The sequence below is a fragment of the Vibrio astriarenae genome, assembly GCF_010587385.1.
Classification (GTDB): Bacteria; Pseudomonadota; Gammaproteobacteria; order Enterobacterales; family Vibrionaceae; genus Vibrio; species Vibrio astriarenae.
On sequence record NZ_CP047476.1, the window covers coordinates 524,629 to 550,974 of the forward strand.

Annotated in this window: 25 protein-coding genes; 19 read left to right on the plus strand and 6 right to left on the minus strand. The window is 44.2% G+C overall.

All coding sequences use genetic code 11. The annotated features are described in order from the left end of the window. Nucleotides 1–155: 155 nt before the first annotated feature. The 5 genes from GT360_RS16665 (at nt 156) to GT360_RS16685 (ending at nt 5,403) form a co-directional block, all read left to right on the plus strand. A complete protein-coding gene (locus tag GT360_RS16665) occupies nt 156–2,606 on the plus strand; it encodes a DmsA/YnfE/YnfF family dimethyl sulfoxide reductase (RefSeq protein ID WP_164650090.1) in 2,451 nt (816 codons plus the stop codon). A gap of 10 nt (nt 2,607–2,616) precedes the next feature. Next, entirely contained in the window at nt 2,617–3,231 is a 615-nt protein-coding gene (locus GT360_RS16670) for a DMSO/selenate family reductase complex B subunit (RefSeq protein ID WP_204274604.1), read from the plus strand. Nucleotide 3,232: 1 nt separating this feature from the next. Continuing rightward, on the plus strand, nt 3,233–4,069 hold the full coding sequence (locus GT360_RS16675) for a DmsC/YnfH family molybdoenzyme membrane anchor subunit (RefSeq protein WP_164650092.1): 837 nt from the start codon (nt 3,233–3,235) through the stop codon (nt 4,067–4,069). Between the two features lie 144 nt (nt 4,070–4,213). Next, nucleotides 4,214–4,822: a molecular chaperone TorD family protein gene (locus tag GT360_RS16680; RefSeq protein WP_164650093.1), complete on the plus strand. Its 609-nt coding sequence runs from the start codon at nt 4,214–4,216 to the stop codon at nt 4,820–4,822. Next, nucleotides 4,822–5,403: a ferredoxin-type protein NapF gene (locus GT360_RS16685; RefSeq protein WP_164651138.1), complete on the plus strand. Its 582-nt coding sequence runs from the start codon at nt 4,822–4,824 to the stop codon at nt 5,401–5,403. Before GT360_RS16680 ends, GT360_RS16685 begins: the two co-directional genes overlap by 1 nt. 8 nt (nt 5,404–5,411) lie before the next feature. Here GT360_RS16685 and GT360_RS16690 read toward each other — a convergent pair whose 3' ends face one another. Beyond that, nucleotides 5,412–5,738: an Hpt domain-containing protein gene (locus GT360_RS16690; protein WP_164650094.1), complete on the minus strand. Its 327-nt coding sequence runs from the start codon at nt 5,736–5,738 to the stop codon at nt 5,412–5,414. Nucleotides 5,739–5,913: 175 nt separating this feature from the next. On the opposite strand from GT360_RS16690, the gene GT360_RS16695 reads away from it, so the two are divergent. The 3 genes from GT360_RS16695 to GT360_RS16705 all read left to right on the plus strand — a co-directional run bounded on the left by GT360_RS16695 (nt 5,914) and on the right by GT360_RS16705 (nt 9,098). After that, nucleotides 5,914–6,279: a hypothetical protein gene (locus GT360_RS16695; protein ID WP_164650095.1), complete on the plus strand. Its 366-nt coding sequence runs from the start codon at nt 5,914–5,916 to the stop codon at nt 6,277–6,279. Between the two features lie 437 nt (nt 6,280–6,716). Further along, entirely contained in the window at nt 6,717–8,375 is a 1,659-nt protein-coding gene (locus GT360_RS16700) for a sensor domain-containing phosphodiesterase (RefSeq protein WP_164650096.1), read from the plus strand. Between the two features lie 102 nt (nt 8,376–8,477). After that, a complete protein-coding gene (locus tag GT360_RS16705; RefSeq protein WP_164650097.1) occupies nt 8,478–9,098 on the plus strand; it encodes an esterase/lipase family protein in 621 nt (206 codons plus the stop codon). A gap of 23 nt (nt 9,099–9,121) precedes the next feature. On the opposite strand, the gene ltaE is transcribed toward GT360_RS16705, so the two are convergent. From ltaE to GT360_RS16720, 3 genes are read right to left on the minus strand one after another with little or no spacing between them, the layout of a single operon-like run. Continuing rightward, entirely contained in the window at nt 9,122–10,123 is a 1,002-nt protein-coding gene (gene ltaE, locus GT360_RS16710; protein WP_204274606.1) for a low-specificity L-threonine aldolase, read from the minus strand. A gap of 18 nt (nt 10,124–10,141) precedes the next feature. Continuing rightward, nucleotides 10,142–10,870, minus strand: coding sequence for a sulfite exporter TauE/SafE family protein (locus GT360_RS16715; protein ID WP_164650099.1), 729 nt, complete (start codon nt 10,868–10,870; stop codon nt 10,142–10,144). A 12-nt stretch (nt 10,871–10,882) separates the two neighbouring features. Next, nucleotides 10,883–11,899 (minus strand): GGDEF domain-containing protein, encoded by a 1,017-nt coding sequence (locus GT360_RS16720; protein WP_164650100.1) that lies wholly within the window; start codon nt 11,897–11,899, stop codon nt 10,883–10,885. A gap of 148 nt (nt 11,900–12,047) precedes the next feature. On the opposite strand from GT360_RS16720, the gene GT360_RS16725 reads away from it, so the two are divergent. Together GT360_RS16725 and GT360_RS16730 are read left to right on the plus strand one after the other, a co-directional pair. Then, nucleotides 12,048–13,319, plus strand: coding sequence for a DASH family cryptochrome (locus GT360_RS16725; RefSeq protein WP_164650101.1), 1,272 nt, complete (start codon nt 12,048–12,050; stop codon nt 13,317–13,319). Nucleotides 13,320–13,374: 55 nt separating this feature from the next. Further along, entirely contained in the window at nt 13,375–14,925 is a 1,551-nt protein-coding gene (locus GT360_RS16730) for a cryptochrome/photolyase family protein (protein WP_239502696.1), read from the plus strand. Here the strand turns inward: GT360_RS16730 and GT360_RS16735 are convergent. Both GT360_RS16735 and GT360_RS16740 read right to left on the minus strand, forming a co-directional pair. Further along, nucleotides 14,922–15,068, minus strand: coding sequence for a DUF2256 domain-containing protein (locus GT360_RS16735; RefSeq protein ID WP_164650103.1), 147 nt, complete (start codon nt 15,066–15,068; stop codon nt 14,922–14,924). The two genes, GT360_RS16730 and GT360_RS16735, sit on opposite strands and share 4 nt — an antisense overlap. A gap of 41 nt (nt 15,069–15,109) precedes the next feature. Beyond that, nucleotides 15,110–16,024 (minus strand): chemotaxis protein, encoded by a 915-nt coding sequence (locus tag GT360_RS16740; RefSeq protein ID WP_164650104.1) that lies wholly within the window; start codon nt 16,022–16,024, stop codon nt 15,110–15,112. Between the two features lie 163 nt (nt 16,025–16,187). Here GT360_RS16740 and ppiC point away from each other — a divergent pair, with 163 nt between their 5' ends. The 9 genes from ppiC to GT360_RS16785 all read left to right on the plus strand — a co-directional run bounded on the left by ppiC (nt 16,188) and on the right by GT360_RS16785 (nt 26,277). Next, nucleotides 16,188–16,466, plus strand: coding sequence for a peptidylprolyl isomerase PpiC (gene ppiC / locus GT360_RS16745; protein WP_164650105.1), 279 nt, complete (start codon nt 16,188–16,190; stop codon nt 16,464–16,466). Nucleotides 16,467–16,964: 498 nt separating this feature from the next. Beyond that, nucleotides 16,965–18,431 (plus strand): methyl-accepting chemotaxis protein, encoded by a 1,467-nt coding sequence (locus tag GT360_RS16750; RefSeq protein ID WP_239502697.1) that lies wholly within the window; start codon nt 16,965–16,967, stop codon nt 18,429–18,431. A gap of 128 nt (nt 18,432–18,559) precedes the next feature. Next, entirely contained in the window at nt 18,560–19,678 is a 1,119-nt protein-coding gene (locus GT360_RS16755) for an outer membrane protein (protein WP_164650107.1), read from the plus strand. 11 nt (nt 19,679–19,689) lie between these two features. Continuing rightward, nucleotides 19,690–20,100, plus strand: coding sequence for a type 2 periplasmic-binding domain-containing protein (locus tag GT360_RS16760; RefSeq protein ID WP_164650108.1), 411 nt, complete (start codon nt 19,690–19,692; stop codon nt 20,098–20,100). A gap of 128 nt (nt 20,101–20,228) precedes the next feature. Further along, the gene (locus GT360_RS16765) at nt 20,229–22,064 is read left to right on the plus strand and encodes an extracellular solute-binding protein (protein ID WP_164650109.1); all 1,836 of its coding nucleotides are present in this window, start codon (nt 20,229–20,231) and stop codon (nt 22,062–22,064) included. 18 nt (nt 22,065–22,082) lie between these two features. Then, on the plus strand, nt 22,083–23,171 hold the full coding sequence (locus GT360_RS16770) for a microcin C ABC transporter permease YejB (RefSeq protein WP_164650110.1): 1,089 nt from the start codon (nt 22,083–22,085) through the stop codon (nt 23,169–23,171). A 37-nt stretch (nt 23,172–23,208) separates the two neighbouring features. Further along, nucleotides 23,209–24,219 carry an ABC transporter permease gene (locus GT360_RS16775; protein ID WP_394242532.1) on the plus strand — a complete coding sequence of 337 codons (1,011 nt, stop codon included), beginning with the start codon at nt 23,209–23,211 and terminating at the stop codon, nt 24,217–24,219. A 3-nt stretch (nt 24,220–24,222) separates the two neighbouring features. After that, complete coding sequence (locus GT360_RS16780) at nt 24,223–25,815, plus strand: ABC transporter ATP-binding protein (protein WP_164650112.1); 1,593 nt, start codon at nt 24,223–24,225, stop codon at nt 25,813–25,815. Between the two features lie 21 nt (nt 25,816–25,836). Next, nucleotides 25,837–26,277, plus strand: a complete 441-nt coding sequence (locus tag GT360_RS16785; protein WP_164650113.1) for an RNA-binding S4 domain-containing protein — start codon at nt 25,837–25,839, stop codon at nt 26,275–26,277. The last annotated feature ends 69 nt before the right edge of the window (nt 26,278–26,346 follow it).

The window sequence follows — 26,346 nt, forward strand, 5'->3', positions numbered from 1 at the left end:
GAGTGACATTATTGAAAATAAATATCATTTAATTTCAGAATGTTAAAAAGTGTGCACCACTAAAGAGTAATGGTTGATTTGCGTCAAGATTTGGTTACGTATTCATGGCTACTATGGCACATGAAAGACTCATAACAATAATCGAGCAATTCAATATGAAAAAAACACTGAAGCAAATACTGAGTCCGTCGTTGACCCGACGCGGATTCATCAAAACGTCTTCGGCTCTGGGTGGTGTTGCAGCAGCAACCAGTGCCATCTCTCTGCCTTTTAAATCTGCTCAAGCCAACAGTGAAACTAAACCTGCTTCCGAAGAGAAGGTGGTCTGGAGTGCTTGTACGGTAAACTGCGGTAGTCGTTGTCCTTTACGCATGCATGTCGCTGACGGTGAGATCAAATGGGTAGATGCCGATAATACGGGCAATGATGATTACGCAGCGAAAGATGTACAAGTTCGTGCTTGTCTTCGTGGCCGCTCGATGCGCCGCCGTGTTTACAACCCTGACCGCCTGAAATACCCAATGAAACGGGTCGGTAAGAGAGGCGAAGGTAAGTTTAAACGTATCTCTTGGGATGAAGCGTATACCGAAATCGCTAATAGCATTCAGTCCATTAAAAAAGAATATGGTAATGAAGCAATCTACCTGAATTACGGGACAGGTACGCTGGGTGGCACAGTGACGAAGTCGTGGCCACCAGGAAGTTCATTGATTGCTCGACTTATGAACCTGACTGGCGGCTATTTGAATCACTATGGTGACTATTCAACCGCTCAAATCGCGAAAGGCCTTAGCTATACCTATGGGGGGTGGGCTAATGGTAACTCTTTCTCTGATACCGAAAATAGCAAACTGATCGTTCAATTTGGTAACAACCCTGCAGAGACTCGTATGTCGGGCGGTGGCTTGATTCACCATTTGATTGAGAGCAAAGAGAAATCTAACGCGAAAATGATCATGATCGATCCGCGTTACAACGATACGGCAGCCGGTCGTGAAGATCAGTGGGTGCCAATTAAGCCAGGTACCGATGCTGCGCTAGTTGCTGCGATGGCTCATGTCATGATCAAAGAAGACTTGGTGGACCAGCCATTCTTGGACAAATACTGTGTCGGTTATGATGAGAAAACGCTACCTGCTTCAGCACCAAAGAACAGTGACTATAAGTCTTACATCCTAGGTTTGGGTGAAGATGGCGTTGAGAAAACCCCAGCGTGGGCAGCGCCGATTACGGGTATTCCTGAAGATATTATTATCAAGCTTGCTCGTGAGATCGGATCTACCAAGCCTTGTGCTATTTACCAAGGCTGGGGTCTACAGCGTACACAAAATGGTGAAATCGCCTCTCGCGCTATTGCGATGCTTGCGTTGCTGACGGGTAACTTAGGTATTCACGGTGGCGGCTCTGGTGCACGTGAATCTGATTATAACATTCCATTTGTTCGCTTCCCGACGTTAGAGAACCCTATTAAAACGTCGATTTCAATGTTCTTGTGGACTGATGCGATTGTTCGCGGACCGGAGATGACAGCAACACGTGATGGTATTCGTGGTAAAGACAAGCTAGATGTGCCAATCAAGTTTATCTGGAACTATGCAGGCAACTGCCTGATCAACCAGCACTCAGATATCAACCGCACTCACGATATCCTGCAAGATGAAAATGCCTGTGAAATGATTGTCGTCATTGATAACCACATGACGTCTTCAGCGAAGTACGCAGATATTATCCTCCCAGACTTGACCACCTCAGAGCAGGCGGACTTCTGTATGGATGGTAAAGCGGCAAACATGCCTTACTTTATCTTTGCGGATAAAGCGATTGAGCCGCAATTTGAGGCTCGTGGTATCTATCAAATTTGTTCGGACTTGGCAGAGCGCCTAGGTGTTGGTCAAGAATTCACTGAAGGACGTGACCAAGAAGGTTGGCTTCGCCACCTTTACGCTGAAACACTCAAATTAGACGCAAGCCTGCCAGATTTCGAAACTGTCCGTCAGCAGGGCATTGTCAAACGCAGCGATCCTAACGGACACTTCGTTGCTTATCAGGCGTTCCGTGAAAACCCAGAAGCGAATCCATTGAATACACCTTCAGGCAAGGTTGAAATCTACTCGGAAGCACTAGCCAATATTGCTGCGGAGTGGGAGCTACCAGAAGGTGACGTGATTCACCCGCTGCCTATTTACGTGAGCACTTCAGAGGGATGGGACTCACCTAAACGTGGTCAATACCCACTGCAGCTAACAGGTTTCCACTTTAAAGCACGCTGTCACTCGACCTATGGCAACGTTGATGTTTTGAAGCAAGCCGCACAACAAGAAATGTGGATTAACCCCGTTGATGCTCAGCGTCGTGGCATTAAGAACGGTGACCGTATCCGTATCTTTAATGATCGCGGTGAGGTTAGAATCAACGCCAAAGTCACACCGCGTATGATGCCTGGTGTTGTCGCGTTGGGTGAGGGAGCATGGTACGCGCCAGATGGTAACAAAGTGGACCACAATGGCTCTATTAACGTGCTGACATCACAAAAGCCGAGCCCATTGGCGAAAGGTAACCCGCAACATACAAACCTAGTTGAAGTTCAGCTAGCAACTAAGGCGTAAGGACTGAATGATGAAACAATACGGTTTTTATATTGACTCAAGCAAATGTACGGGTTGTAAAACGTGTCAACTTGCTTGTAAAGACTTTAAAGACTTAGGTGTCGACCGTAGTTACCGTCGAGTGTATGAATACGCAGGTGGGAACTGGGTAGAAGAGAACGGCACTTATCGTCAAGATGTGTTCGCATACTACACGTCAATCGCCTGTAATCACTGTGATGAGCCAGCGTGTGCCAAAGTGTGTCCATCTGGCGCGATGCATAAACGCGAAGATGGTTTCGTTATCGTTGACGAAAAGGTGTGTATTGGTTGTAAGCACTGCGCCAATGCGTGTCCGTATGGCGCGCCACAATACAGCAAAGAAAAAGGTCACATGACCAAGTGTGACGGTTGCTTCGAGCGTGTTGCCGAGGGCTTTGAGCCTATCTGTGTCGGCTCTTGTCCTCTTCGTGCACTTGAATTTGGCCCAATCAACGAGCTACGTGCGAAATATGGCACCAATGCAGATGTTGCTCCTTTACCTTCTTCGTCTCTGACGAAGCCCAACATTGTCATTAAACCAAACCGTCATGCACGTCCTACGGATGATCAGACGGGTCACCTAGCAAACCCTAAGGAGGTTTAAGATGGGATGGCATGAATGGCCACTGATTTTCTTCACAGTATTTGCTCAGACCGCAGTCGGTGCGTTTATTGTTGTAGGTCTTCTAAACCTTTTGGTTGACCTCAGAGGAGAGACAAAGGCAAAACTCAATCGCAACTTGTTCTTCGTGTGGGCTTTGATGGCTCTTGGTTTTATGGCATCTACTGCGCACTTAGGCAGTCCGATGCGAGCGATCAACGCGCTAAACCAGGTGGGGGAATCTTGGTTATCAAGAGAAATTCTATTTGGCTCAATGTTCTTCGGACTTGGTGGTCTTTACTGGCTGGCAGAGCTGCTCGATAAGGGCTCAGTGGGGCTTCGTAAATTGATGATGGTCGCTACGATGTTCATTGGTGTTGTGTTTATGTATGCAATGACGAATGTTTACCTAATCAACACGGTTCCCACTTGGGATACTCCGTTTACTAGCGTTAATTTTGCATTAACTGTAGTACTTTGTGGCGTGATGTTAGCGCAACTTCTTGCGGCTGGTGCTGGCTTCGAATGTCCTAAGTTTAACGGATGGGCCATCTTTGGCGGTGTATTCGCTGTTATCGCTGTCGTTATCGCGACGATGGGTATGGTGGGTGACTTGAATACGATTCAATCTGCCATTGTGTCGGCGAATGAACTTGTACCAAATATGGCGAGTATTCAAAACGCACGCTTCGCTATGATTTTCATTGGTGTAGCGGTATGGTTATTGTCTATTCGCAAAAACACGCTACCACTTGCGGTAGCAGGCGTTGTTCTCGTAATGGCAGCAGAACTGGTTGGTCGCAGTGTGTTCTTTGGACTGCACATGACGGCGGGCATGTAAGTTTAATCGAATGGGGGCAGGCTATTTTGCCCCCTTTTTGAGTACTACCCAAATTACTTTTCTCTGTAAAACACCTATCAAAATAGAGTAACTTAAACTTTAGGTATAAAGTTATTTGGGTATCACTTAACAAGAATAAACAGAATGACAGAACAAAACGGTATTGATTTAGATAGTTTGCAAACCATGGCAAAAGTCCTTGGCTCGCTATTTTACTTTCCTCTGACTGATGAGAATAACCAATCACTGATTAAAGCGATGGCCGCTGATTCTACTGAGCAAGAAAGTGCATTTTCAGACTGGTGTCAAACCGTCAATAGCGAGTTGAAAGATACCTTGAACCAAGATTTCTTCCTGCTTTTTGAAGGCGGTGAAATCATGGTCGCTCCGCCTTGGGGCTCAGTGTATTTGGACCGCGAAGAAGTGATCTTCGGTGATAGCACTGTAGCCTATCGTCAGTTTTTGCGTGAACATGGTATTGAGTTGGATACGGGTATGCGTGAGCCTGAGGATCAGTTCGGCTTGATGTTGTTCGCTGTCAGTCAATTTCTAGAACAAAAAGCAGAGCTAGAGGTTGTCAAGAATCTGTTTTCTGACCATTTGCTACCATGGTGCTATCGTTACTTGGAGCTTGTGCAAGAGCATGCGTTGTCCAAAAGTTATAAAGAGCTGGCTGACTTAGCCGGGCAGTGGTGTGAAGCCGTGCAAGAAGTGCTATCGATTGAACCTAAACCTCTAAAACTATATCGCTAATGACAGACAGAGATTCACGCTACTACAAAGCCTACATGGAGCAGAATACGGTCAGTCGCCGTGGGCTGTTTCGTGCGCTTACAGGTGGTGCAAGGCGAAGTCTAAAGGAGTCCGAAAAAAGCACCTATGTGCTGGGGGTTGGTGAGCTAGAGCGTGTGGAACGCGTTGTTGCGCGTCCGCCTAAAGCCCTCGACGAGACCTTGTTTCTGCAGATCTGCGACGGTTGCGGTACTTGTGCAACGAGCTGCCCCGAACAAGTTATTGAGGTTGTTGAAGGCAAAGCCCAACTGAATTTAGATTACGGTTACTGCAGTCAATGTGGAGGGTGTAATCAGGTATGTCCGACAGGAGCACTTCACGGCTCCATCAGTGATTTAGCAATGAGACCTGTTTTTAGCATGAGCTGCCAAAATGCAATCTTTGGCGATTGCTATTTGTGCAAGGAAGCGTGTCAAACTAACGCTATAACCATCACTGATTACGAATTGCCTAAAGTAGACAACAGTATATGTGATGGTTGTGGGCGTTGTAAGCAAAGCTGTCCATTCTCAGCAATACAAATGGACTATGTCGGTACATAGTTCGTTGACTAACTTATGTAAGCCTGCATCTGTTGCTCTATTTTGGGTAGTTCGGTAAGAACTTTTGTTAAATCTTCGGTACTCGAGAGTTCCCCGTCCCTGGCTGCCTCTTCCAACTGTTTTAAGTTGGGTGTGATATCGAACTCACACAAGTTAAACAACGTTCCATATAAAGTATGAGAGATAAAAAATAGCTGTTCAAAATTTTTGTTAGTGACGTTCTCTTGAACTTTTGATTCGGCTTGCGAATTGTCATCTAAATATGCCATAAACAGGGCTTGAATGAGCTCCTTATCTCCTTCGAACATCTCTTCAAGTTGGGCAATATCTATCATGATTTGATCCTTCTTATCTTCAGTTATTTGTAAGATAGGACAAAACGGATAAATTCAAAGTTAAACTTTGCGTGACGCTAAAAATTGTCAGCTCATTGTTAAACTGATCACGATTGGCTTGTTTTGTCACTATACGATCCTAGTTTACCTATATCGGGATTCAGGAATGATGGCTATGTACAGATACGTTAATTCGAGACACTCACTCCAATATAGTAAGCTGCCACCAAAGGACGGTGAGTTAACAACAGATGATGTTCCCGAAGCGGAATTAGAAATGATTGAGGTACTGCGTGCATGGCTTGAGTTTGGTTTAAAGCCACTGCTTGATTTAGCGCCGGACGAGCTCACTCAAAATCAGTCTGTTCGATTCTATGAAATGAATGACTTAATAGAAACGTTACTAAAGAACCCAGACTACTATTGTGCTGCGACTCGTATAGTGAGCCAGTGGAGAGAGAATACAGTCGCAAAAACATACGCAAAGTTTTTACTGATCAGAAGTAAAAATACGGAATCAGTTTTGAAAACAGGCTTCTAAATTTCAAAGACTTATCCTTGTTTTGAAATAAATGTGTCCTATTATTTTTATAGTGATGTATGCAAGGGATTTTATAGGGGCTTAATATGGATGAATTAATCAGCTCTTCGATTGGGGAAACATTTGATTGGCATCTGGATAGGCCAACATTGATGTTCTCGTATCATCCTCAAAACAGAGATGTAAAATTCCCGGAAAGCCGCCCGATCAAGCAGATATTTAAGCGAATTTCAAAACGTGGACGTTTAAGACTCAAGCAATTGCTTTCTGTATACCAAGATGATCATCCTTCGAAAGCAACCTTGATTTACAATTTGGACACTGAGAGAAAGGCGATAATTCATGTGGAGCTCACTTCGTCCTCACCCCAATCAGTTTGTGGCAGACTGAAAATCCAGTCTATCATTCCGCGCCAGGTCGATTCTGAATGGATTCTCATGAGCTTTCTAAAAGATCAGCGTAAAGGTGTTGTCGTAGCAGACGTTGATTTGAATATACTTTGCGTTAATCAACAGCTTCTCAATCTCTTTGACGTAAGGGAGGAAGATATCGTAGGGAGAGATCTTTCTGCGTTAAGCTCGAGTTCTTCAACCCAAGTAGCTCTGCGTACACTTAAGGATGAAAATAGAGGGCTAGACAGTTGGGGGGGAGTGATTGAGTTTGAAAAGCGCAATGGTGATCGAGTCACCCATGAAATCGACGTTAAGAAGCTTTATTGGTGTACTGAGAATGTCGTTTACCTCATACGCGTTTCTGAGGTGACTGGGCTCCAACTCGATCTCAATGAGGGTACCAATACCCACTGGAAGTCGAGTCTTGATCTACCTGACCGTAAAGCCTTAGCGGAAGCCATAAACGGTATGTCCTGCAAAGACCAAGTGCTACTTATTACCTGTATAAAACCTGATTTCCACAAGTCGGTCAAAGAAGAGGCAAACAGACGACTTGCTCTCGCCTTAAAACAACTCTCACTCCCACTTGTTATGGCAAAAGTCGATGAGGGCGTTTATTGCATTGTTTCCAAACTTTGCCCGCAGAATTTTAAAGATTCTCATGCTATTACCAAGTTGTTGAGAAAATTGAGAAAAGAGCTTAAAAATCACGTTCATGATCTAATTTATCGAGACATTATCAATGGTTTGTGGGGTATAGATATTCTCGGTATCGACGGTAGTACGAGTGAGCAAGTTATTGAAAGAACGATACAAACAATGCAACTCCATGATCGTAGAAAGGGACCGTACGCATTCTTTAATCCTCAGCTTATAGAAGATGCAACTCGTGAACAAAAGCAAGTGTCTATCGTGCTTGAAGCGATTCGCTTACGAAATATTGACGTTGCTTTTCAGCCAATTATTGACCTCAAATCAGGGGAGATTCACCGCTTTGAGGCTTTGTGTCGTTTTGGAGATGTTGCTAAGCTCTTCTCTGTACAAAACCTGATTGATACCGCGGAAAAACTTGGTGTGGTTCATGTGTTAGATAAAATTGTTGCAGAGAAGGCGCTCAGAGGGTTTGCCAAAATCCAGTCTAAGTTCGCAGGGAACCAAAATATCTCGCTAAACTGCTCGCTTGTTGACGCTGATGAGAAGTTAAAGGTCTTTGATGAGCTCTGTAGCGTCATTCAGAAATTTAAACCTGAACAATCCTCGGTGACCGTTGAAATTACTGAGTCGGCCTATTTTGACAATAGCTTGATGGACTCGAAAGAAGTCGTGAAGGCACGTAAGAATGGCATTGATATTGCCGTCGATGATTTCGGCTCTGGTAACTCTTCGTTCCAATATTTCAATAACTTGAAGTTTGATTGCATCAAAATTGACAAGAGTTTTATCTCGAATATCGATTCAGTTCGCCATAAATTTCTCGCGGTGAAAATGCTTACTGAGTTAGCACATGAGCTGGATGTGAAGGTCGTGGTTGAAGGTGTAGAAACGCTGAGTGAACTGAAAACCGTGCAGAGCTTAGACGTCGACTATGTGCAGGGTTACTTCTTTAGTCGCCCACGCCCCTTAGATGATATCCTTCAGTGTGAGAATTTGAATGATTTGATACAGAATCGCTCGTCGAACAGGGGCGTAATAGTGACGTCGTAACATAGTTATGTCGAATGATATGAAAGTTTTTCACGTATCTACTTATTTTGCTGACGTAAAAGCGATATATTGAACACAGTTCAATATAATCAGGAGGTAAGTATGAACTTGGTTATTCTTCATGGGTTGTACATGCACGGCATTGCTATGCAGCCGCTCGCTATGAACATGGAGAAGATTGGCTACACCACTCACCTTATCACATATAATTCTCTCGCTATTGAACCTGAGAGACTGTTTAGGCGCATCGATCGAGCACTAGACGAGTCCAAAACCAACGTGCTGATTGGTCATAGCCTGGGAGGCGTGATGATACAACGTTACCTTGATAGTCGTCAGCCTAGTACGGATGTGGTCTCTCATGTTGTGACCATAGGCTCACCATTGCAGGGCGCTTCCATTGTTTCAGTCATAGAAGAGATGGGAATGGGGGCATTGTTAGGCAATTCTCCTGAGCACGGCCTCACCATGAACGACAATCAGTGGCTTCACCCACAAAAGTTGGGCAGTATTGCCGGGGATTTTGATATTGGTGCAAGACGATTGTTATTGGGCGGAATGGAATCCTCTGATGGAACCGTTACGGTTGAAGAAACCGTCATTGAGGGGATGACCGACCACATCGTCACTCATTTCAGCCATACAGCGCTGATATACAACAATGTCGTAACGAAGCAGATCGACCACTTTATCCAAAAAGATAAGTTTAAACACACCAGCTGACACTGGTGTGTTTGCATATTCGGCTATGCGTTACTTATTTCTCTAATCATGATGTCGATATCTTCTCGAGACACATCTTGGTGAGTGACAAAACGCATTGGGTTACTTGCTGATAGAAGAATATCTTTTGTTTTTAATGTCTCAACGAGCTGCTCAATATCTAAGCTTGAGTCTACCTTAGCAAATACGATATTAGTCTGAACATGCTGCTCGTTAACGCTGAAACCTTCGATTTGATTAAGCTGTTGGGCAAGGTATTTCGCATTGTCATGGTCGACTTGCAGGCGTTTGATTTGCTCAGTCAGTGCTATCTTACCTGCTGCAGCCAATATGCCAGCTTGACGCATCCCACCTCCGAGCATTTTTCGAATACGTTTTGCTTTGTTAATCAAAGCCGTTGAGCCAAGCAATAAAGACCCTACAGGGGCACACAGTCCTTTCGAGAGGCAAATCGTCATGGAATCGAAGTGTGTTGAAATTTCTTGAATGTCGACATCGAGTGCTGTTGCTGCATTGTAGACTCGAGCGCCGTCTAGATGCAGTGAAAGTTGATGTTGATTGCAGAACTTTCGAGCCTCTGACATATAAGAAATTGGGAGAACCTTGCCATTGATTGTGTTTTCAAGGCTTAGTAGTTTAGTACGAGCAAAATGAAAGTCATCTGGTTTAATGGCCATTCGTAACTTGTCAAAACACAAAGTGCCGTCTGGGTTATTCTCAATCGGTTGTGGTTGAATGGAACCTAGAACCGCGGCACCACCCGCTTCGTACTTGTAGTTGTGTGCTTGCTGGCCGCAAAGGTATTCATCACCACGTTCACAGTGTGACATCAAAGCGAGCAAATTAGCCTGCGTACCTGATGTGGTGAAAAGGGCAGCCTCGAAACCATGACGTTGTGCTGCATACTCTTCTAAGTCATTTACGGTAGGGTCATCACCATACACGTCGTCTCCCACAAGGGCTTGTGCCATTGCTTGTCGCATCTCTTCAGTAGGGCGCGTGACTGTGTCAGAGCGTAAATCAATCATGTCTATTCCTTGTCATTATAAAACGGCTTGTAAAACGGCGGTGAGCCCGCTCGTGGCACAAAGAAGCAACGCGCCAATCCGGATTTTCTCTTTTGGTAGCGATTGAGTTGTTTTCTTAGCGATAATATAACCTAACAAGGCCGCAGGCAGCAGCGGCAGTGTTAAGTACAGGTGATACCAACCAAAGTAACCCGTTGGGGTTAAGATAAGTAGTGAGATGATAGAGCTGAACACAAAGAATGCAGATAAGTTACCACGTAACTTTCCTGCGTCTTGATGTTGTAGTAGTAGCGCCATAGGCGGTCCACCGATAGCGCTACTTGTGCCAAAAAAACCAGAGAAGAAACCGGCAATACCCATGCGTCGTGGTGTAGGTTCTATTCTGAATGGCAACAGGCTAATAACAACGGCTAATAACACAATCACACCAAGTAATAAGGATAATTGCTCACCGGAGACAACAAGTAGTAACCAAGCTCCGGCTAATGAGCCCGGTATGCGGCCAAGTAATGCCATTTTGAGGCCACCGATTTCGATATTAGCCCGATTTTGCATCGCATTAAGAATAGAGATGAAAAGGGCCACAAAACAAATTGGACCGGGAACATAAATTGGATCGACTTGAAACAAAAGCGGAGCAGCAACAATTGCTAACCCGAAGCCAATCGCTGATTGAACAAATGAGCCAAGAAAAATAAGGCCCATCGCAATCAGAGCGCTAGTGGAATACCACTCTTCAAACATTTAAGTCGACTCCTATAAAGGCATGACACGATTTCGGCCAAGTTGTTTGGCTTCGTAGAGTAAGCGATCAGCTCTGGCAATCAGAGAGTCAGGTGAGTCGGTTTCTTGAAACTCACTAACACCAAATGAAGCTGTGATGTTATTCACCGTATTTCCTGAACGACGGTCTTTTAAAACCAACTTTTCTATTGAACGACGCAGACTTTCAGCAAATTGGCGAGCAATACGCAAAGACTTGTTTGGAATGACCAATGCGAACTCTTCACCGCCGAAGCGATAGGCATTAATACCATCACGGCAGGCAGTATTGAGCCTTTTTGCGATTGCTTTAATGACCATATCACCAAGCAGATGGCCAAACTCATCATTAAAGTTTTTGAAGTGGTCAATATCCAGTAGGACTAGTGACATGGGTTGTTTGCCTTCACATAATGCTTTGATATCTGAATCGAAAGCGCGTCGGTTATAGAGGTTTGATAAGCAGTCAAATAGCGCGTCTTGTTGAACTTTTGCAAGCTGCTCTTTTAATCGAGATATTTCATCACTTGCCGATGTGAGCTGATTATTCAAAAAGCAGGTAGAGTGACGGATTTCACGAGAGTTTTTCACTAAGTCACGAACAACCAACATCACCTCATCAAAAGAGAGGTTTTCTTTGTCGATTCTTTCTAACTCAGAGAACGAATTTGAAATGGTTTCGCTAAAGTCATTCGTATCTTTGAGAGTATCCGTCATCGAGGATTTCAGTTCACTGACCATCAACTCTACACTGGCTCTAAGCTCGTTAATATCTGTTTCAGCTTGTCGAGCGATATGACGTTTATACATTGACTTAACCTGGCTAGGGGGGCATTCCCCGTAATTGTCTAGGATCGTGTTAAGTTCGGCGTTGAGTTCTGGGTTGACCTCATCGACATAGGTGTACCACAAAGCATAATTTGCTGGCGTCGGAGCAACTTTATTTTTCATCATGAGAGGCACTGCTTTTTTTAGATTTTCCGTAGCCTTTACAAATTCTTCTTTGCTCATAATCTGTTTGTCTAGCCTTATCCTATAGTTATGTTGAAATCATACCGAAAAGCATCACGGATTTCTGCCACTAAATTTATGTGCCCAAGGATTTATGATCGTTACTCCAACCAAGTCGTAGCGATATCTATGGACGGGGAGAGGTATTTTGAAACGTATAGGGATCTTTTGCTTCACACGCAATCTTAGATTGCATGACAACACTTTATTAACTCGCGCAACCAGCGAATGTGAACAAATTGCGTTTATATACATTAAGCCGGAGGTGTCGAATTTTCACCGTCACTTTTCGCCACATGTTAATCAAGGACAAGCAAGCTTGAGTTTTGAGGTGCAGTCAGTCAAAAACTTACGTGTAAATCTAGGCGATCAGGGCCAAGTTCTCCTTGGCTATCAAGGAAAGCGTAGTATTGTTCTTAATACGCTGTTAGAACTCAACCCAGAGATCACCGACGTATATTTTGCAGACGGCAGTGACTGGGAGTTACGTCAGCTCAAGGAGTATTTGCGAAATAAGCATGCATCTTTGGACATTCACGCGAAATGCAATAACCAGCTGTTTGAATACAATGAATTTCCTTTTGACCTAAGTGAACTCCCCAAGACCTTTACTTCGTTCCGTAAAAAAGCGGAAGATTTACCAGTGCTTCTCCCTTTGAATGAAGCATCGCTAAATGCCATCGCCCGTTTTGACCTCAATGACCAAGGATTAACAGCTTGGGATGAAGATGTCGCCAATATAGAATTTCAATTTCTAGGCGGGGAGAGTGAAGGGCATGAGCATTTGGCTTCTTATTTCAATACCCCTCGAGCTTTAAGCTACAAAGAAACACGAAATCACTTTGACGATTGGACCCATTCGACAGCATTCTCACTTTGGTTGGCATGGGGATGCATCACCCCGCGACAAATATTGACTCAGCTAAGGCAGTATGAGCATCGACACGGGAGTAATGACTCAACCTACTGGATCTATTTTGAATTGCTGTGGAGAGAGTATTTTCGCCTATATGCTCTAAAGCACGGCCGTAAGTTATTTGCTTTTAAGGGCATTACAGATAAAAGGCCGTTAACAACCTTCTACACACAACCTTATCGATCTTGGTGCGAAGGCAATACTGGGTTCCCTGTTGTGGATGCCTGCATGAAACAACTTAATCAAACAGGCATGATGTCTAATCGAGGTCGACAACTCGTTGCGAGTTGCTTCGTTCACGAACTGGGACTGGATTGGCGTTTTGGTGCTGCTTACTTCGAAGCTATGTTGATTGATTATGACGTGTCTTCAAATTGGGGAAACTGGCAATACCTAGCGGGTGTCGGTGCAGACCCACGAGGCCATAGAAAGTTTGATTTAGACAAGCAGCAACAATGGTATGACCCTAAGGGAAAATTTATTTCCCGCTGGAACGAAAACTAAATGGCAGATGGAGTACAAACGTTTGAATAATAGCTGGTTAGATTCGCTAAAGGTTGTGGATATTACCCACGTTAAACTGGTCTTGGGGGATCAACTCAACGCTCAACATTCGTGGTTTCAACAATTATCAAATGATGTTCTATTTGTGGTTGCCGAGCTTAAACAAGAGCAAGAATACGTTAGTCATCACGGGCAAAAACAGGTCGCTTTTTTTGCCGCGATGCAGTCATTTGCACAAGAACTCGTCAGCGAAGGGCACCACGTCTTACACCTTACACTCGATGATACGGAAAACTTCAAAGACTTACCTGAGCTGATAGTCTCAATATGCCAAATCACTTCAGCGCAGCAGTTCCATTACCAAAGGCCTGACGAGTATCGACTACTGTCACAGCTAAGACAGTTGTCGATAGAATCAGTTGTTAGCGTTGAAGCAGATACAGAGCACTTTCTATGTGGATTTGAAGATCTCCTTCAGACATTTCCAAGTAATAAAGCTGTAAGGCTAGAAAACTTCTACAGAAAAATGCGAAAGACGCATCGTATTTTGGTTGATGAAGAGCAGCAGCCTGAAGGTGGAAAATGGAACTATGATGTAGAGAATCGCAAAAAGCTCAAGCAGGCGGATATTGATGACGTGCCTCAACCATTAGTTTTCACTAATAATGTCGCGGATATTATCGATAGGTTACAACGGCATGAGTTAATGGGTTTTGGTCGCGTTGAACAACAACTCTTGTGGCCCGTTAACAGAGGTCAAGCACTCAATCTCCTCGCACATTTTTGTCAGATTTGTCTCCCAACGTTTGGCACTTTTCAAGATGCTATGACCCAGGAAGGTGATAGCAAGTGGAGCCTTTACCATAGCCGCCTCTCGTTCGCATTAAACAGTAAGCTCCTATCACCGATGGAGGTGATTCAATCTGCTTTAGATGTTTACAACAAGCGTCCTGACCGCTCACTGCTAGCACAAGTAGAAGGGTTTATTCGTCAAATTCTAGGATGGCGCGAATATGTTCGCGGCATGTATTGGGCGAACATGCCAGGGTATGAAAAGAAAAACTTTCTACAACACAATAATGTGTTGCCTGACTTCTTCTGGAGCGGTCAAACGAGAATGAGTTGCATGAAGCATGCTATCGACCAATCTCTTGACTATGCGTACGCACATCATATTCAAAGATTAATGATCACCGGGAATTTTTCCGTGTTGGCTGAAATAGAACCCAAACAAGTTCATGAGTGGTATTTGGGCATTTATATCGATGCGATAGAGTGGGTCGAACTGCCAAACACGATTGGTATGGCGTTATACGCGGATGGTGGGCTAATTGCGTCTAAGCCTTATGTCTCATCGGGGGCCTACATCAATAGAATGAGTGATTACTGCAAGGGGTGTGAGTACAACATAAAAGCCAGAAGTGGCGATAACGCCTGTCCATTTAATGCTTTGTACTGGCGCTTTATGGTTAAACATCGAGAACGCTTAACGAAAAATCCTAGGATGAATATGGTGTATCGAGGTTGGGATAACCTCGATGATCAAGAGCAAAACGCGACACTAGAGACGGCACTATCTTACCTTTCGGACTTAAACTCGCTTTAACCACTCTGTTTTCTTTGTGTTGAACAGCGTTTTGAACAATAAACGACATGTTCCCAATTTAGCTGCCACTTCTTGCGCCAACTAAAAGGCCGGTGGCAAACTGGGCATGTTTTGGAGGGTAGGTTGGTTTTATTATGAGCCATAACGCTAACCTAAGATATATCGGTAAAGTGTTATACGTACATTAAGCCACTAGCTGATCATTGATACTCTTTGCACCTTTAAGCATCGACTTAACAAGCTCTCCGGCGTTGAATTTCTCTAATGCGTCGTGTGCGCCGACCTGGTGGGCGCGATCGACGGAAATCTCGCTGGATAAAGACGTGTGTAAGATACGATAACAATGATTGAGTGATTTATCGTTTTGCACTTCAAAAGCCAACTCATAGCCATCTAATCCTGGCATTTCGATATCACTGACTAGCAAGTCAAATGCTTGACCATTTGCGGCAGCCGTTCGCATTTTATCAAGCGCATCTAAGCCATTGTTTGAAATGTGATAACTGATGTTGATGCTATCTAAGGCATCGGACAACTGTTTACGCGCGATAGACGAGTCATCAACAAGCAGAATGTTCATCTGCTTGAGAAGCTCTCGCTCGACATCCGTCACCATCGGGATCGTTGCAGACTCGTATTGAGGGTAAATCTTTGAAAGTAATAGTTCGACATCGAGCATTTGAACAATTTGATCTTCAAAACGAGCGATACCCGTTACGAACACATCTTTACCAGCACTTTCTGGAGCAGGCTCAATCGAGCGCCAGTTACACTCGATGATCTTTTCAATCGAACGAACCATGAACGCCACGACGGTTCTCAAACAGTCAGTGACAATCAGATAGGTGTTTGAATACTCTTCAGGTTGTATCGGTCGAAACCCAATTGCTCCAGGCATGTCGATAACGGGAATTGTCTTACCTCGAATAGTTACCGTCCCGACAACATGATGATGAGAGTAAGGGATCTGAGTTGTTGGCTGGTAGGGCACGATCTCGCGAACCTTAAGTGTACCAATAGCAAAGAGCTGCTGTTGCATGTTGAGCTTAAACATCAACATACCTTGGGATTGATTTGCCTTACTTTCTACTTTCGCCATGATAATTCGATCCTTTACTGCTAACGCACTATATTACCAGGACTTATGGGCAATGCGTTAAAGACTTCGATAGCCCTTAAGTTAACGTAACCATAGTTACAGTAGTGAGTCTGCACCCATAAACTGTTATACTGATCACACATTTTTCTAAGGGTTTCTCGAGATGGCGAATACAGCAGCTGCGCTTCATATTTTGGTAAAGCATAAAGAACAAGCTGAAGATATTATAAAACAATTGAAAAAAGGGGCTAAGTTCCAAACGCTAGCGCGTAAATATTCAACTTGTCCTTCCGGTAAAAAAGGTGGTGACTTAGGTGAGTTTAAACGCGGCCAAATGGTACCACAGTTTGATAAGGTGTGTTTTTCTGGCGAAACACTGGTGCCACATTTAGTGAAAACTAAGTTCGGTTGGCACGTGGTTAAAGTACTGTATCGCACATAATTAGTCACCGTTAGTAGATATAGTTGTTCACTCTAACTGATTGTGGTTTCTGATAACTGCGTAGTTAGAAACCGTGATATTCATCACAAATGAAAGCACATAAAATGGCGCCAATTTGGCGCCATTTTTGTATCACTACTCATAAGTCTATGTTTTATATTTTAGTAAATTATATTGTGCTGTAAATTTGTCGTTAGCCAAAATAATGGCTAGTAAAAATATCATTTAACCATATTCTTTTATAAACCTGCTTCTGATATATTTCGCGCTGTAACAAAAGGTAACAAAAATAACAGTTATCATATTTTTATCGAGACGATAGAAATATTTAATTTGCAGTTAGGGAAAGCTATGTTGTCGCTGTCTATCAAAAATAAAATAGTAAGTTTGTGTTTACTGTCTGTAGCTGGTTTTGGTGGTGTTTTGACTGTCGGTGGAAATGCTTTAATAAGTAATACTGACCAAGTGACCGATATCGATAAAGTTTACTATCCAATCATGAACTCGGCTTCACTGAATAGTGTATTAATTAATCAATTAGCAGAGCGTTTTAATCTCGCTGTAACTATCGGTGACGAAGAAATGCTTGAAGTCAATCGCACAACTGTTGAACAAATTGTCGCTAACTTCCAGCTCCAACAAAAGCTTCAGCCTAACTTAGCATCTCAAGTAAATACCTTAGAGCGAGATATCAATGTTTATTTTGAGTCAGCTTATAAAGTCGCTTATGGCATGATAGAAGGGGATATTAATCTGCAACAAGCCGCTAAATTAGCATCTGACAATAGCGAGTTACTTGAACGTATTACAGTTGCAATGGATGATTTTTCTACAGCACGTCAAGCAGATTTCGAATCATCTGTTGCGACGCTTGAAAAGAATAACTCACAGGCTCAAGCTATTATGCTTATTCTGGGTGGTCTTGCTTTGTCGCTTATTTCTATTATGGGTTTCTTTGTCGTTCGTGGTATTCGTGCTGACTTAGGTTCAATCACAGACAAGATGCATGATATTGCGAAAGGTGAGGGAGATTTAACGGTTCGCCTAGTTCATGATAAAAAAGATGAATTACGTGACCTTGTTGAATCATTTAATGCTTTCGTAGAAAAACTGCAGAATAACGTAACGAATACTATTCAGAATGTTAGCCAGCTCGATATGATTTCAAACTCACTGGTGGATTCGAGCCGTACAACCAGTCAGTTAACGATGAAACAGACCACGTCTATTGAAGAAGTATCCGAATCACTCGGGCAACTCTTCGCTGCAGCTCGTAATATCGCTCAAAATGCGAACGACGCATCAACTTCCGCGATGAGCGCTAGTGAACAGGCGTCACATGGTGAAGCTCAAGTGAAGAGTACGATTACGGCAGTTCAAGAGTTAACAAACGATGTGCGAAATGCATCGGAAGTGGTTCAACAACTCGACCATAATACACAAAGTGCTGGATCGATTCTTGATGCCATCAGCGCGATTGCCGAGCAGACCAATTTGTTAGCGCTGAACGCTGCCATTGAGGCGGCACGAGCAGGCGAGCAGGGGAGGGGTTTTGCGGTTGTTGCCGATGAGGTACGTACTCTTGCTTCGAGAACTCAGACATCAACTCAAGAGATTCAAACGGTTTTACATCAATTGCAAGAACAGACTAAAACTGCCGCTGCTATCATCGCTGAAAGTGCAACTAAAGCAGAAGAGTGCGTTGATAAATCGCTTATTGCTGAACAATCACTGATTCGTATCACTTCGGACGTGGCAGAAATTAGTCAACGTAACGAAGTGATTGCAGCTGCAACGGAAGAACAAGAACAAACGTCATCTCGTATTGAAAGCTTTGTCGACGATATTCGCCATATGGCGCACGGCACTGCTGAAAGTGTCGGAGAACTCGATCAAGTTGCGCAAGATATTAATAATATCGCGTCAAACCTATCTGAATTAACGGGTCACTTTAAGGTCGGTTAATTCTTACAAAAAACAATCCCCCTTCGATATCAATATGTGTGACACATGGTTGCGCAGGGGGTTGCTTATTCAAAATTCGTTCAATGAACGACAAAACAATAATACGTATTAACGTAGTGGAGTTAAAAATGAAAAGAACACTCGTTGCCGCTTTAGTGAGTTTATCATTAGGCGCGAAAGCTGCTGGATGGGATGATCTAAGAATCAGTGGTTTTGGTTCTGTAGGAATTGGACAATCAGATAACGCAGTGGGCTACGCTGGTTACACAGATGAAAAAGTAGATTGGGAACAAGAAACGTTAGCGGGTCTGCAGTTTGATTTCAGAATCAACGACCGTTCAAAGTTTGTTACTCAAATCGTATCAAACAGTCGCTACGACTACGCTCCAAAGATTGAAATGGCTTACGCGAGCTATTCGTTTGAATCGTTCACTGCTCGTGCGGGTAAGCTTCGCTTGCCACTGTTCTTCTACTCTGATTACACAGATGTAGGCTACGCATACCCAATGATTCGTCCGTCACAAGAGCTGTATGAAAACCTTGTATTGAAGGGTTACACCGGTGCTGACCTACTGATTCCAGTGGAGTTTGAAAACTCAACGCTACTGTTTCAACCTGTAGTGGGTATAGGTGAAATCGATGAGGATGACTCTGTATTCGGTGAGGTAGATCTTGATGGCATGTACGGATTAAGTGCGCAGTGGATCCATGAGGACTTGATGCTTCGTGGTTCTTATTTTGCGGCTGAGGCAAATCCGACTTGTACGGTTACAGACCCTACGAGTAAAACAGACGCTTGCACCGTAGCCCACGGTATTGTCGCTGGGCAAGATGGACAGTTTATTTCGCTAGGCGCTCAGTATGATAATGGTGATTTACTCGCGAATATTGAAGCTGCTGATGTTCAACTAGAGGGTCAGTTTTATGACTACCGCTCAGTTACAGGTCTTCTAGGCTATCGTGTGGGTAAATTTACTCCGTACCTAGCTGCAGGTTGGGTAGAAACAACAGACAACGAAGAGCGTACTGGCTCACCACTTGCGTTGTCTATGAGCTATGAGCGTATATCATACTCGGTAGGATCTCGTTGGGATTTCACAAAAAATATGGCTCTCAAATTTGATGTAACTTACGTCGATTACAAAGAGACGAGTGGCGGGTTCACCTCAAATGTGCCTCAGGTTTCTGGCAACGAGTATGAAGACAGCTCACTTGTCTACTCAGCACGACTAGACTTCGTATTCTAAGGAGAGAAAACATGAAGAAACTACTAACTCTTCTAGCAACAGCGGCTCTAGCTTTCAATGTATCAGCAGGTATGGTTGTGATCGGCAACTCATCAGGCGTTGATGCACTGAGTGAAGGTGACGTGAAAAAGCTATTCATGGGAAAAAAGACACAACTTCCAAACGGCCAAACGGCTAAAATTATTGAGCTAACGGATGGCGCAGAAGGTCGCTTGGCGTTTCACTCAGTATCAACAGGTCGTAGTGAATCACAGCTTCAATCTGCTTGGTCTCGCCTGGTGTTTACTGGTAAAGCAGAAGCGCCAATCCAAGTTGCCGATTATTCTGCTGTCATCAATGCCGTGAAAAGTGACGTGAACGCGATTGGTTATGTCGACGCATCGGCTGTTACTGGTGATGTAAAAGTGTTGACACAATATTAATAGAGTCATAGATCAAACCTTCGGGTAAATTTGTTGTCTCAAGACCAGTTCGGGAAACCAACTGGTCTTTTTCTTTTTCAGTAGGTTATACTCAAATTCTATCCCTAAAGGAATGTAAGGAATCAGCAATGGGAAAAATGAAACAGGTAGTGTTGGGTGTTTCTATGACACTTGTGGCGTTAGCGGTTCAGGCTGAAACTGAACCAGACGTAACGGTCATTGAAACCACTCGCCTTGTTGGGTTCGGAGAAGCGAAATACCCCGCCGATTTTTCTCATTTCGATTACGTTAACCCCCAAGCCCCTAAATACGGCAAAGTGACCTACGGACAAGTCGGGACATTCGATAACTTCAACCGTTACGCTTCGCGAGGCGTTGCGGGAGCGGCGACTGGGCAGTTGTATGACACTTTGATGTTTAGTCCCGCTGATGAAGTGGATGCCTACTATCCACTGATCGCAGAAAAGATTCGTTATGCTGATGATTACTCTTGGTTAGAAGTCGATATTAATCCCGCTGCGAAGTTCCATGACGGTCAACCCATTACCGCTCATGATGTCGAGTTTACGTTCGAAACCTTTATGACTAAGGGTGTGCCTCAATACCGCGTCTATTATCAAGATGTAGAGAGCGTAAAAGCGGTTAATGATAAAACCGCTCGTATTGAGATGAAGACGCCGAATCGCGAAAAGCTCTTTAGTCTCGCTCAGACGATGACTGTACTTCCAAAGCATTTTTGGAAAGGGAAAGACTTTTCCGAGCCATTAGATACACCGCCTGTAGGTAGCGGGGCTTATAAAGTCTCTACTTATAAGTCAGGTCAATCGTTGACGTACGAGTTGGTCGAGGATTACTGGGCGCAAGATTTACCTGTCAACATAGGGCGCAACAACTTCCAACAGGTTCAATACGATTACTATCGCGATGAAACCGTTATGCTTGAAGCGTTTAAAGCCGGTGAATTTGATTATCGAGAAGAGTCGTCAGCCAAGTTCTGGGCAAATTCATACACAGGTGCTAACTTCGACCGAGGTTTTATAAAGAAAGAAGAGATACCGCATTCAAAACCAACGGGGACACAGGCTTTAGTCTTCAATATCCAAAAACCGATGTTTGGTGACCCTAAGGTACGAGAGGCTCTGAACTATGCACTCGATTTCCAATGGATGAACGCCAATATGTTCTACAACCAGTATGAACGTACTCGTAGTTTCTTCCAAAATACTGAATATGAGGCCAAAGGCTTGCCGAGTGACGAGGAAGTCGCGGTGTTAAAGCCGTTCAGCGACAAGATACCCCCACGCGTTTATACCGAAGAATACCAGCCACCAGTGACCGATGGCTCGGGTCGTATCCGAGCTCAAATGCGCACGGCGTTTGCTTTGCTAAAAGAAGCGGGTTGGGAGCTACAAAATAAAGTTATGACAAATGTTGAGACTGGTGAGCCGATGAGTTTTGAGCTGCTTATCTACAGTCCAACGACAGAGCGTATCGCGATACCCGTGCAAAAGAATCTTAAGCGTATGGGTATTGATATGAAGATCCGCACGATTGATACCACGCAGTACATTAAACGCCTGCGTGAACGTGATTTTGATATGGTGTCATCCGCATACCCAGCCTTTACTCACCCAAGCCCAGACATGATGATTGTCTGGCACTCGTCATATATAGACTCAACTTATAATAGAGCAGGGGTTGCTGACCCAGTAGTAGACGCACTCACACTTGAAATCTCTGAAAGCCAAGAAGACCCAGAAAAGCTATTGGCGCTTGGTCGCGCGTTAGACAGATATTTCCAATGGAACTTCTACATTATCCCTCAGTGGCACAGCAGTATCTATCGTGTGGCGACGTGGGATAAATTTGAGCGTCCAGAAATTACGCCAAAATACGATTTAGCGATCGATACATGGTGGGTATCAAAAGAGAAAGCACAGAAACTACCTGCTAAACGTCAGTAAGGATACAGAACAACCAATATGGCAGCCTATATTTTTCGACGATTGCTCTTAGTGATACCAACTCTGTGGGCAATCATCACCATTAACTTCTTTATTATTCAAATTGCGCCTGGTGGCCCAGTCGAGCAAGCGATTGCACAGTTAGAAGGCCACTCTTCGGGCATTATGGAGCGCTTTTCCGGTGGGGGCAGTGAAGTTGACTTGCCTTCAGGTCAAGACACGTCCGCAACAGGCTATAAAGGCTCGCGTGGATTAGACCCCGAAGTGGTTGAAGAGATCAAAAAGCAGTTTGGTTTCGATAAACCGATTCTTGAACGATATTGGGACATGTTGAAAAACTATGCCACGTTTAATTTCGGTGATTCCCTGTTTAAAGGGGGGAATGTCATTGACTTAATCATTGAGCGTCTACCTGTCTCCATATCTCTTGGTTTGTGGAGTACGCTGATCATCTATCTCGTCTCCATTCCTTTAGGCATCATGAAGGCCATTCATCACGGTTCTCGGTTTGATATATGGTCGAGTGCAGTGGTGATTGTGGGATATGCAATCCCTGGGTTTTTATTTGCCATTATCTTGATTATTTTCTTTGCTAGCGGTAACTACTTTAGTTGGTTCCCTTTACGCGGTTTAGTGTCATCAGATTTTGATCAAATGACCCTAATTCAACAAATTGGTGACTATTTCTGGCATTTGACACTGCCAACACTGGCGATGGTAATTGGTGGTTTTGCTACCTTAACCATGCTAACCAAAAACTCATTCCTTGATGAGATCAACAAACAATATGTGGTCACAGCGCGAGCCAAAGGGCTCGACGATAACAAGATTTTGTACCGTCATGTTTTCCGCAATGCGATGCTGATCATCATCGCTGGATTCCCGAGTGCGTTTATCAGTATTTTCTTCACAGGCTCAATGTTGATAGAGGTGATGTTCTCGTTGGAAGGTATTGGTTTACTTGGCTTTGAGTCGACTATTCAGCGTGATTACCCGGTGGTGTTCTCGTCACTTTACATCATGACGTTGTTGGGATTAATTTTGAGTATCATTTCGGACTTAACCTATACCTGGGTTGATCCGCGCATTGATTTTGAGGCACGTTAAGATGCTATTGAGTCGTAAAAATAAACATCGCAATCCGATGTGGGAAGAGCGCTGGGAAACATTTCGCAATCACAAGCGTGGTTTCTATTCACTATGGATCTTTTCCATTTTATTTGTCTTGAGTTTGTTCGCGGAGATTATCGCCAACGATAAGCCATTGGTAGTTAACTACGATAGCGGCTGGTATTTCCCTATCGCTAAGCCATACGCTGAAACTCGTTTTGGCGGTGAGTTTGAGACCGAAGCAGACTATACCGACCCTTATGTGGTAGAGCTTATAGAAGAGAAGGGCTTTTTGATTTGGCCATTGATTCGATTTAGCTACGACACGATTAACTTTGACGTTGTTGGTTCAGTTCCATCAGCGCCAAGTGAGGCCAACCTGTTAGGAACTGACGACAAAGGGCGCGACGTACTCGCTCGAGTGATTTACGGATTCCGGATTTCAGTACTGTTTGGTTTTGTGCTGACAATAGTGTCGAGTGTGATTGGGGTGGCTGTTGGCGCTAGTCAGGGTTATTACGGTGGTTGGCTCGATCTTTTCGGTCAGCGGTTTATTGAAGTTTGGTCCGGCATGCCAACCCTATTTTTGCTCATTATTTTGAGTAGTTTTGTTGAACCGAACTTCTGGTGGCTACTCGGCATTATGGTCCTGTTTAGTTGGATGGGGTTAGTCGGCATCGTTCGTGCAGAGTTTCTACGCTGCCGAAATTTCGATTACGTCAGAGCTGCTCAAGCGATGGGGGTGGATGATAAGCGCATCATGTGGCGTCATATGTTGCCTAATGCAATGGTCGCGTCATTAACCATGATGCCTTTCATTCTTTCAGGCTCAGTCACGACATTAACCTCGCTTGATTTTCTTGGCTTTGGTTTACCCGCTGGCTCGCCTTCTTTAGGTGAGCTACTAGCTCAGGGCAAAGCGAATCTACAAGCACCCTGGCTTGGTCTTTCTGCTTTTGCCGTTCTCTCTATTATGTTGACGCTGCTTGTGTTTATTGGCGAAGCCGTACGTGACGCATTTGACCCTCACCAGAAAGGACACTAACCGATGACTGAGACATTACTGAATATTTCTAATCTAACGGTTGGTTTCAAGAGTAAAGAGGGTACGCGCACTGTCACACAGGACGTTTCCTTGGCAATTAATAAAGGGGAGACCCTGGCGTTAGTGGGTGAGAGTGGGTCGGGTAAATCCGTGACCGCCAATTCCATTTTAAAGCTGCTTCCACGATCAACAGTTGAATATCAAGGTGGGACGATCACTTTCGATGGCATCGATATGTTGAGTTGCTCAGAGCGTCAACTGAGGGGCATTCGTGGTGGTCGTATTGGGATGATTTTCCAAGAGCCAATGGTGTCATTAAATCCACTGCACAAAGTCGGAAAGCAATTAGTTGAAACGCTGGAGATACACCGTGGCATGCGCGCGACTAAGGCGCGCGCTTTAGCGCTAGAGTGGCTATCTAAAGTAGGAATTCGTCATCCAGAGCAAAAAATTGATGCTTATCCTCATGAGTTGTCTGGCGGTGAACGGCAACGTGTGATGATCGCGATGGCGCTGATTAATGAGCCAGAACTGTTAATCGCGGATGAACCAACAACCGCACTGGATGTGTCAGTGCAGGCTCAGATACTCGAATTACTGAAAAGCCTTCAAAAAGAGTTAGGCATGGCGATGCTGTTCATTACTCATGACTTGAGTATCGTACGTCAAATCGCTGATCGTGTAGCGGTAATGAAAAGTGGTGACCTGGTTGAAGTGGGTGCGTGTCAGCAAGTGTTTTCGGCACCGAATCATGCTTACACAAAAATGCTCATCAACTCTGACCCCCGTGGGGAACCAGTGATGATGAAAGATGATGCAGCAACGCTTTTAAGTGTGGACAAATTAAAAGTCTGGTTTCCAATAAAGTCTGGGATCTTTAAAAGAACCACGGATCATGTAAAAGCCGTTACCGATATGCAGTTCAAACTTAAATCTGGGCAAACCATCGGTGTTGTCGGTGAATCGGGGTCGGGTAAATCGACCACCGGCCTAGCGATCCTCAAACTTGTCGACTCGGAAGGGACAATTGAATACGGCAACAGCGATATACAGCCTCTCGATAGAAAAGGGATGCTGCCGTATCGCAGCCGTATGCAGGTGGTCTTTCAAGACCCATTCTCTGCGCTGAATCCAAGAATGTCAGTTGCACAAGTGATTGGCGAAGGGATGCGTGTTCATCATGATCTGGAAGAGGCCGAACTCGATGAGCGCATTAAAGGTGTGATGCTTGAAGTGGGCTTAGACCCAGAAACACGGCACCGATATCCAAATGAGTTTTCGGGCGGTCAGCGCCAACGCATTGCGATTGCACGCGCATTAATACTCAAACCTGAATTTATCTTGCTGGATGAGCCAACGTCATCGCTTGATCGCACCGTTCAAGCGCAAGTGTTGGATCTGCTGAAGTCTCTACAAGAGCGATATGGCTTAACCTACCTGTTTATTAGTCATGATCTTAATGTAGTTAAATCGCTATGCCACTACACCATCGTAATGAAAGCAGGGGAGATCGTAGAGCAGGGTGATACACAAACCTTGTTTACTGACCCAAAACACGATTACACTAAGACGCTTGTATCGCTCTCAGCGATGTAGAAAGAACAATTGAGGTTAAGTGTGGAAGAAGAGTTTCAAGAAGAGATCGAAATCGAAGCGATTGGTGTCGAAGTTTCGTCTCAGCCTATCGAGCTGTATAAGGTATTAAAGCTTGCCAATGTCGTTGATGGTGGTGGTCAAGCTAAACACTATATAGCTGAAGGCTATGTCGCGGTAAATGGAGAGCTTGAAATCCGCAAACGCAGAAAAATGTATGACGGTGACTTTCTTGAGTTTAACCAAGAGTACTACGTCGTAGTTTGTGACCAACCACCCGTTGAAGAGGTTGAACAACCAAAAGCGGTTGAACCTGAGCCAAAACAAACCAAAAAGAAGAAAAACAAATCTTCTTCTCAAAAGAGCAAATCAAAATCTTCTGCAAGCTCGCAAAAGAAACCTGAGCCGCAAGACAAACCGAAGAAATCTAACAATGGCGGAAGAGGCGAAATCAACTTCTTCTAACTAGCGCTTCCATTTTCAGGGTTGTACAAACCCTGAAAATGGTCGTTTTTCTTTTCACGCCCAACCTTT

Excerpts from the sequence above, each read along its gene's own strand:
- GT360_RS16695 (WP_164650095.1), top strand. The coding sequence starts at position 5,914 with ATGTACAGATACGTTAATTCGAGACACTCACTCCAATATAGTAAGCTG.
- GT360_RS16705 (WP_164650097.1), top strand. The coding sequence starts at position 8,478 with ATGAACTTGGTTATTCTTCATGGGTTGTACATGCACGGCATTGCTATG.
- GT360_RS16740 (WP_164650104.1), bottom strand. The coding sequence starts at position 16,024 with ATGGCGAAAGTAGAAAGTAAGGCAAATCAATCCCAAGGTATGTTGATG.
- GT360_RS16690 (WP_164650094.1), bottom strand. The coding sequence starts at position 5,738 with ATGATAGATATTGCCCAACTTGAAGAGATGTTCGAAGGAGATAAGGAG.
- GT360_RS16765 (WP_164650109.1), top strand. The coding sequence starts at position 20,229 with ATGGGAAAAATGAAACAGGTAGTGTTGGGTGTTTCTATGACACTTGTG.
- ppiC (WP_164650105.1), top strand. The coding sequence starts at position 16,188 with ATGGCGAATACAGCAGCTGCGCTTCATATTTTGGTAAAGCATAAAGAA.
- GT360_RS16755 (WP_164650107.1), top strand. The coding sequence starts at position 18,560 with ATGAAAAGAACACTCGTTGCCGCTTTAGTGAGTTTATCATTAGGCGCG.
- GT360_RS16700 (WP_164650096.1), top strand. The coding sequence starts at position 6,717 with ATGAGCTTTCTAAAAGATCAGCGTAAAGGTGTTGTCGTAGCAGACGTT.
- GT360_RS16735 (WP_164650103.1), bottom strand. The coding sequence starts at position 15,068 with ATGGCTCATAATAAAACCAACCTACCCTCCAAAACATGCCCAGTTTGC.
- GT360_RS16670 (WP_204274604.1), top strand. The coding sequence starts at position 2,617 with ATGAAACAATACGGTTTTTATATTGACTCAAGCAAATGTACGGGTTGT.
- GT360_RS16760 (WP_164650108.1), top strand. The coding sequence starts at position 19,690 with ATGAAGAAACTACTAACTCTTCTAGCAACAGCGGCTCTAGCTTTCAAT.
- GT360_RS16750 (WP_239502697.1), top strand. The coding sequence starts at position 16,965 with ATGAACTCGGCTTCACTGAATAGTGTATTAATTAATCAATTAGCAGAG.
- GT360_RS16770 (WP_164650110.1), top strand. The coding sequence starts at position 22,083 with ATGGCAGCCTATATTTTTCGACGATTGCTCTTAGTGATACCAACTCTG.
- GT360_RS16665 (WP_164650090.1), top strand. The coding sequence starts at position 156 with ATGAAAAAAACACTGAAGCAAATACTGAGTCCGTCGTTGACCCGACGC.
- GT360_RS16720 (WP_164650100.1), bottom strand. The coding sequence starts at position 11,899 with ATGAGCAAAGAAGAATTTGTAAAGGCTACGGAAAATCTAAAAAAAGCA.
- GT360_RS16675 (WP_164650092.1), top strand. The coding sequence starts at position 3,233 with ATGGGATGGCATGAATGGCCACTGATTTTCTTCACAGTATTTGCTCAG.
- GT360_RS16715 (WP_164650099.1), bottom strand. The coding sequence starts at position 10,870 with ATGTTTGAAGAGTGGTATTCCACTAGCGCTCTGATTGCGATGGGCCTT.
- GT360_RS16780 (WP_164650112.1), top strand. The coding sequence starts at position 24,223 with ATGACTGAGACATTACTGAATATTTCTAATCTAACGGTTGGTTTCAAG.
- GT360_RS16775 (WP_394242532.1), top strand. The coding sequence starts at position 23,209 with ATGTGGGAAGAGCGCTGGGAAACATTTCGCAATCACAAGCGTGGTTTC.
- GT360_RS16685 (WP_164651138.1), top strand. The coding sequence starts at position 4,822 with ATGACAGACAGAGATTCACGCTACTACAAAGCCTACATGGAGCAGAAT.
- GT360_RS16680 (WP_164650093.1), top strand. The coding sequence starts at position 4,214 with ATGACAGAACAAAACGGTATTGATTTAGATAGTTTGCAAACCATGGCA.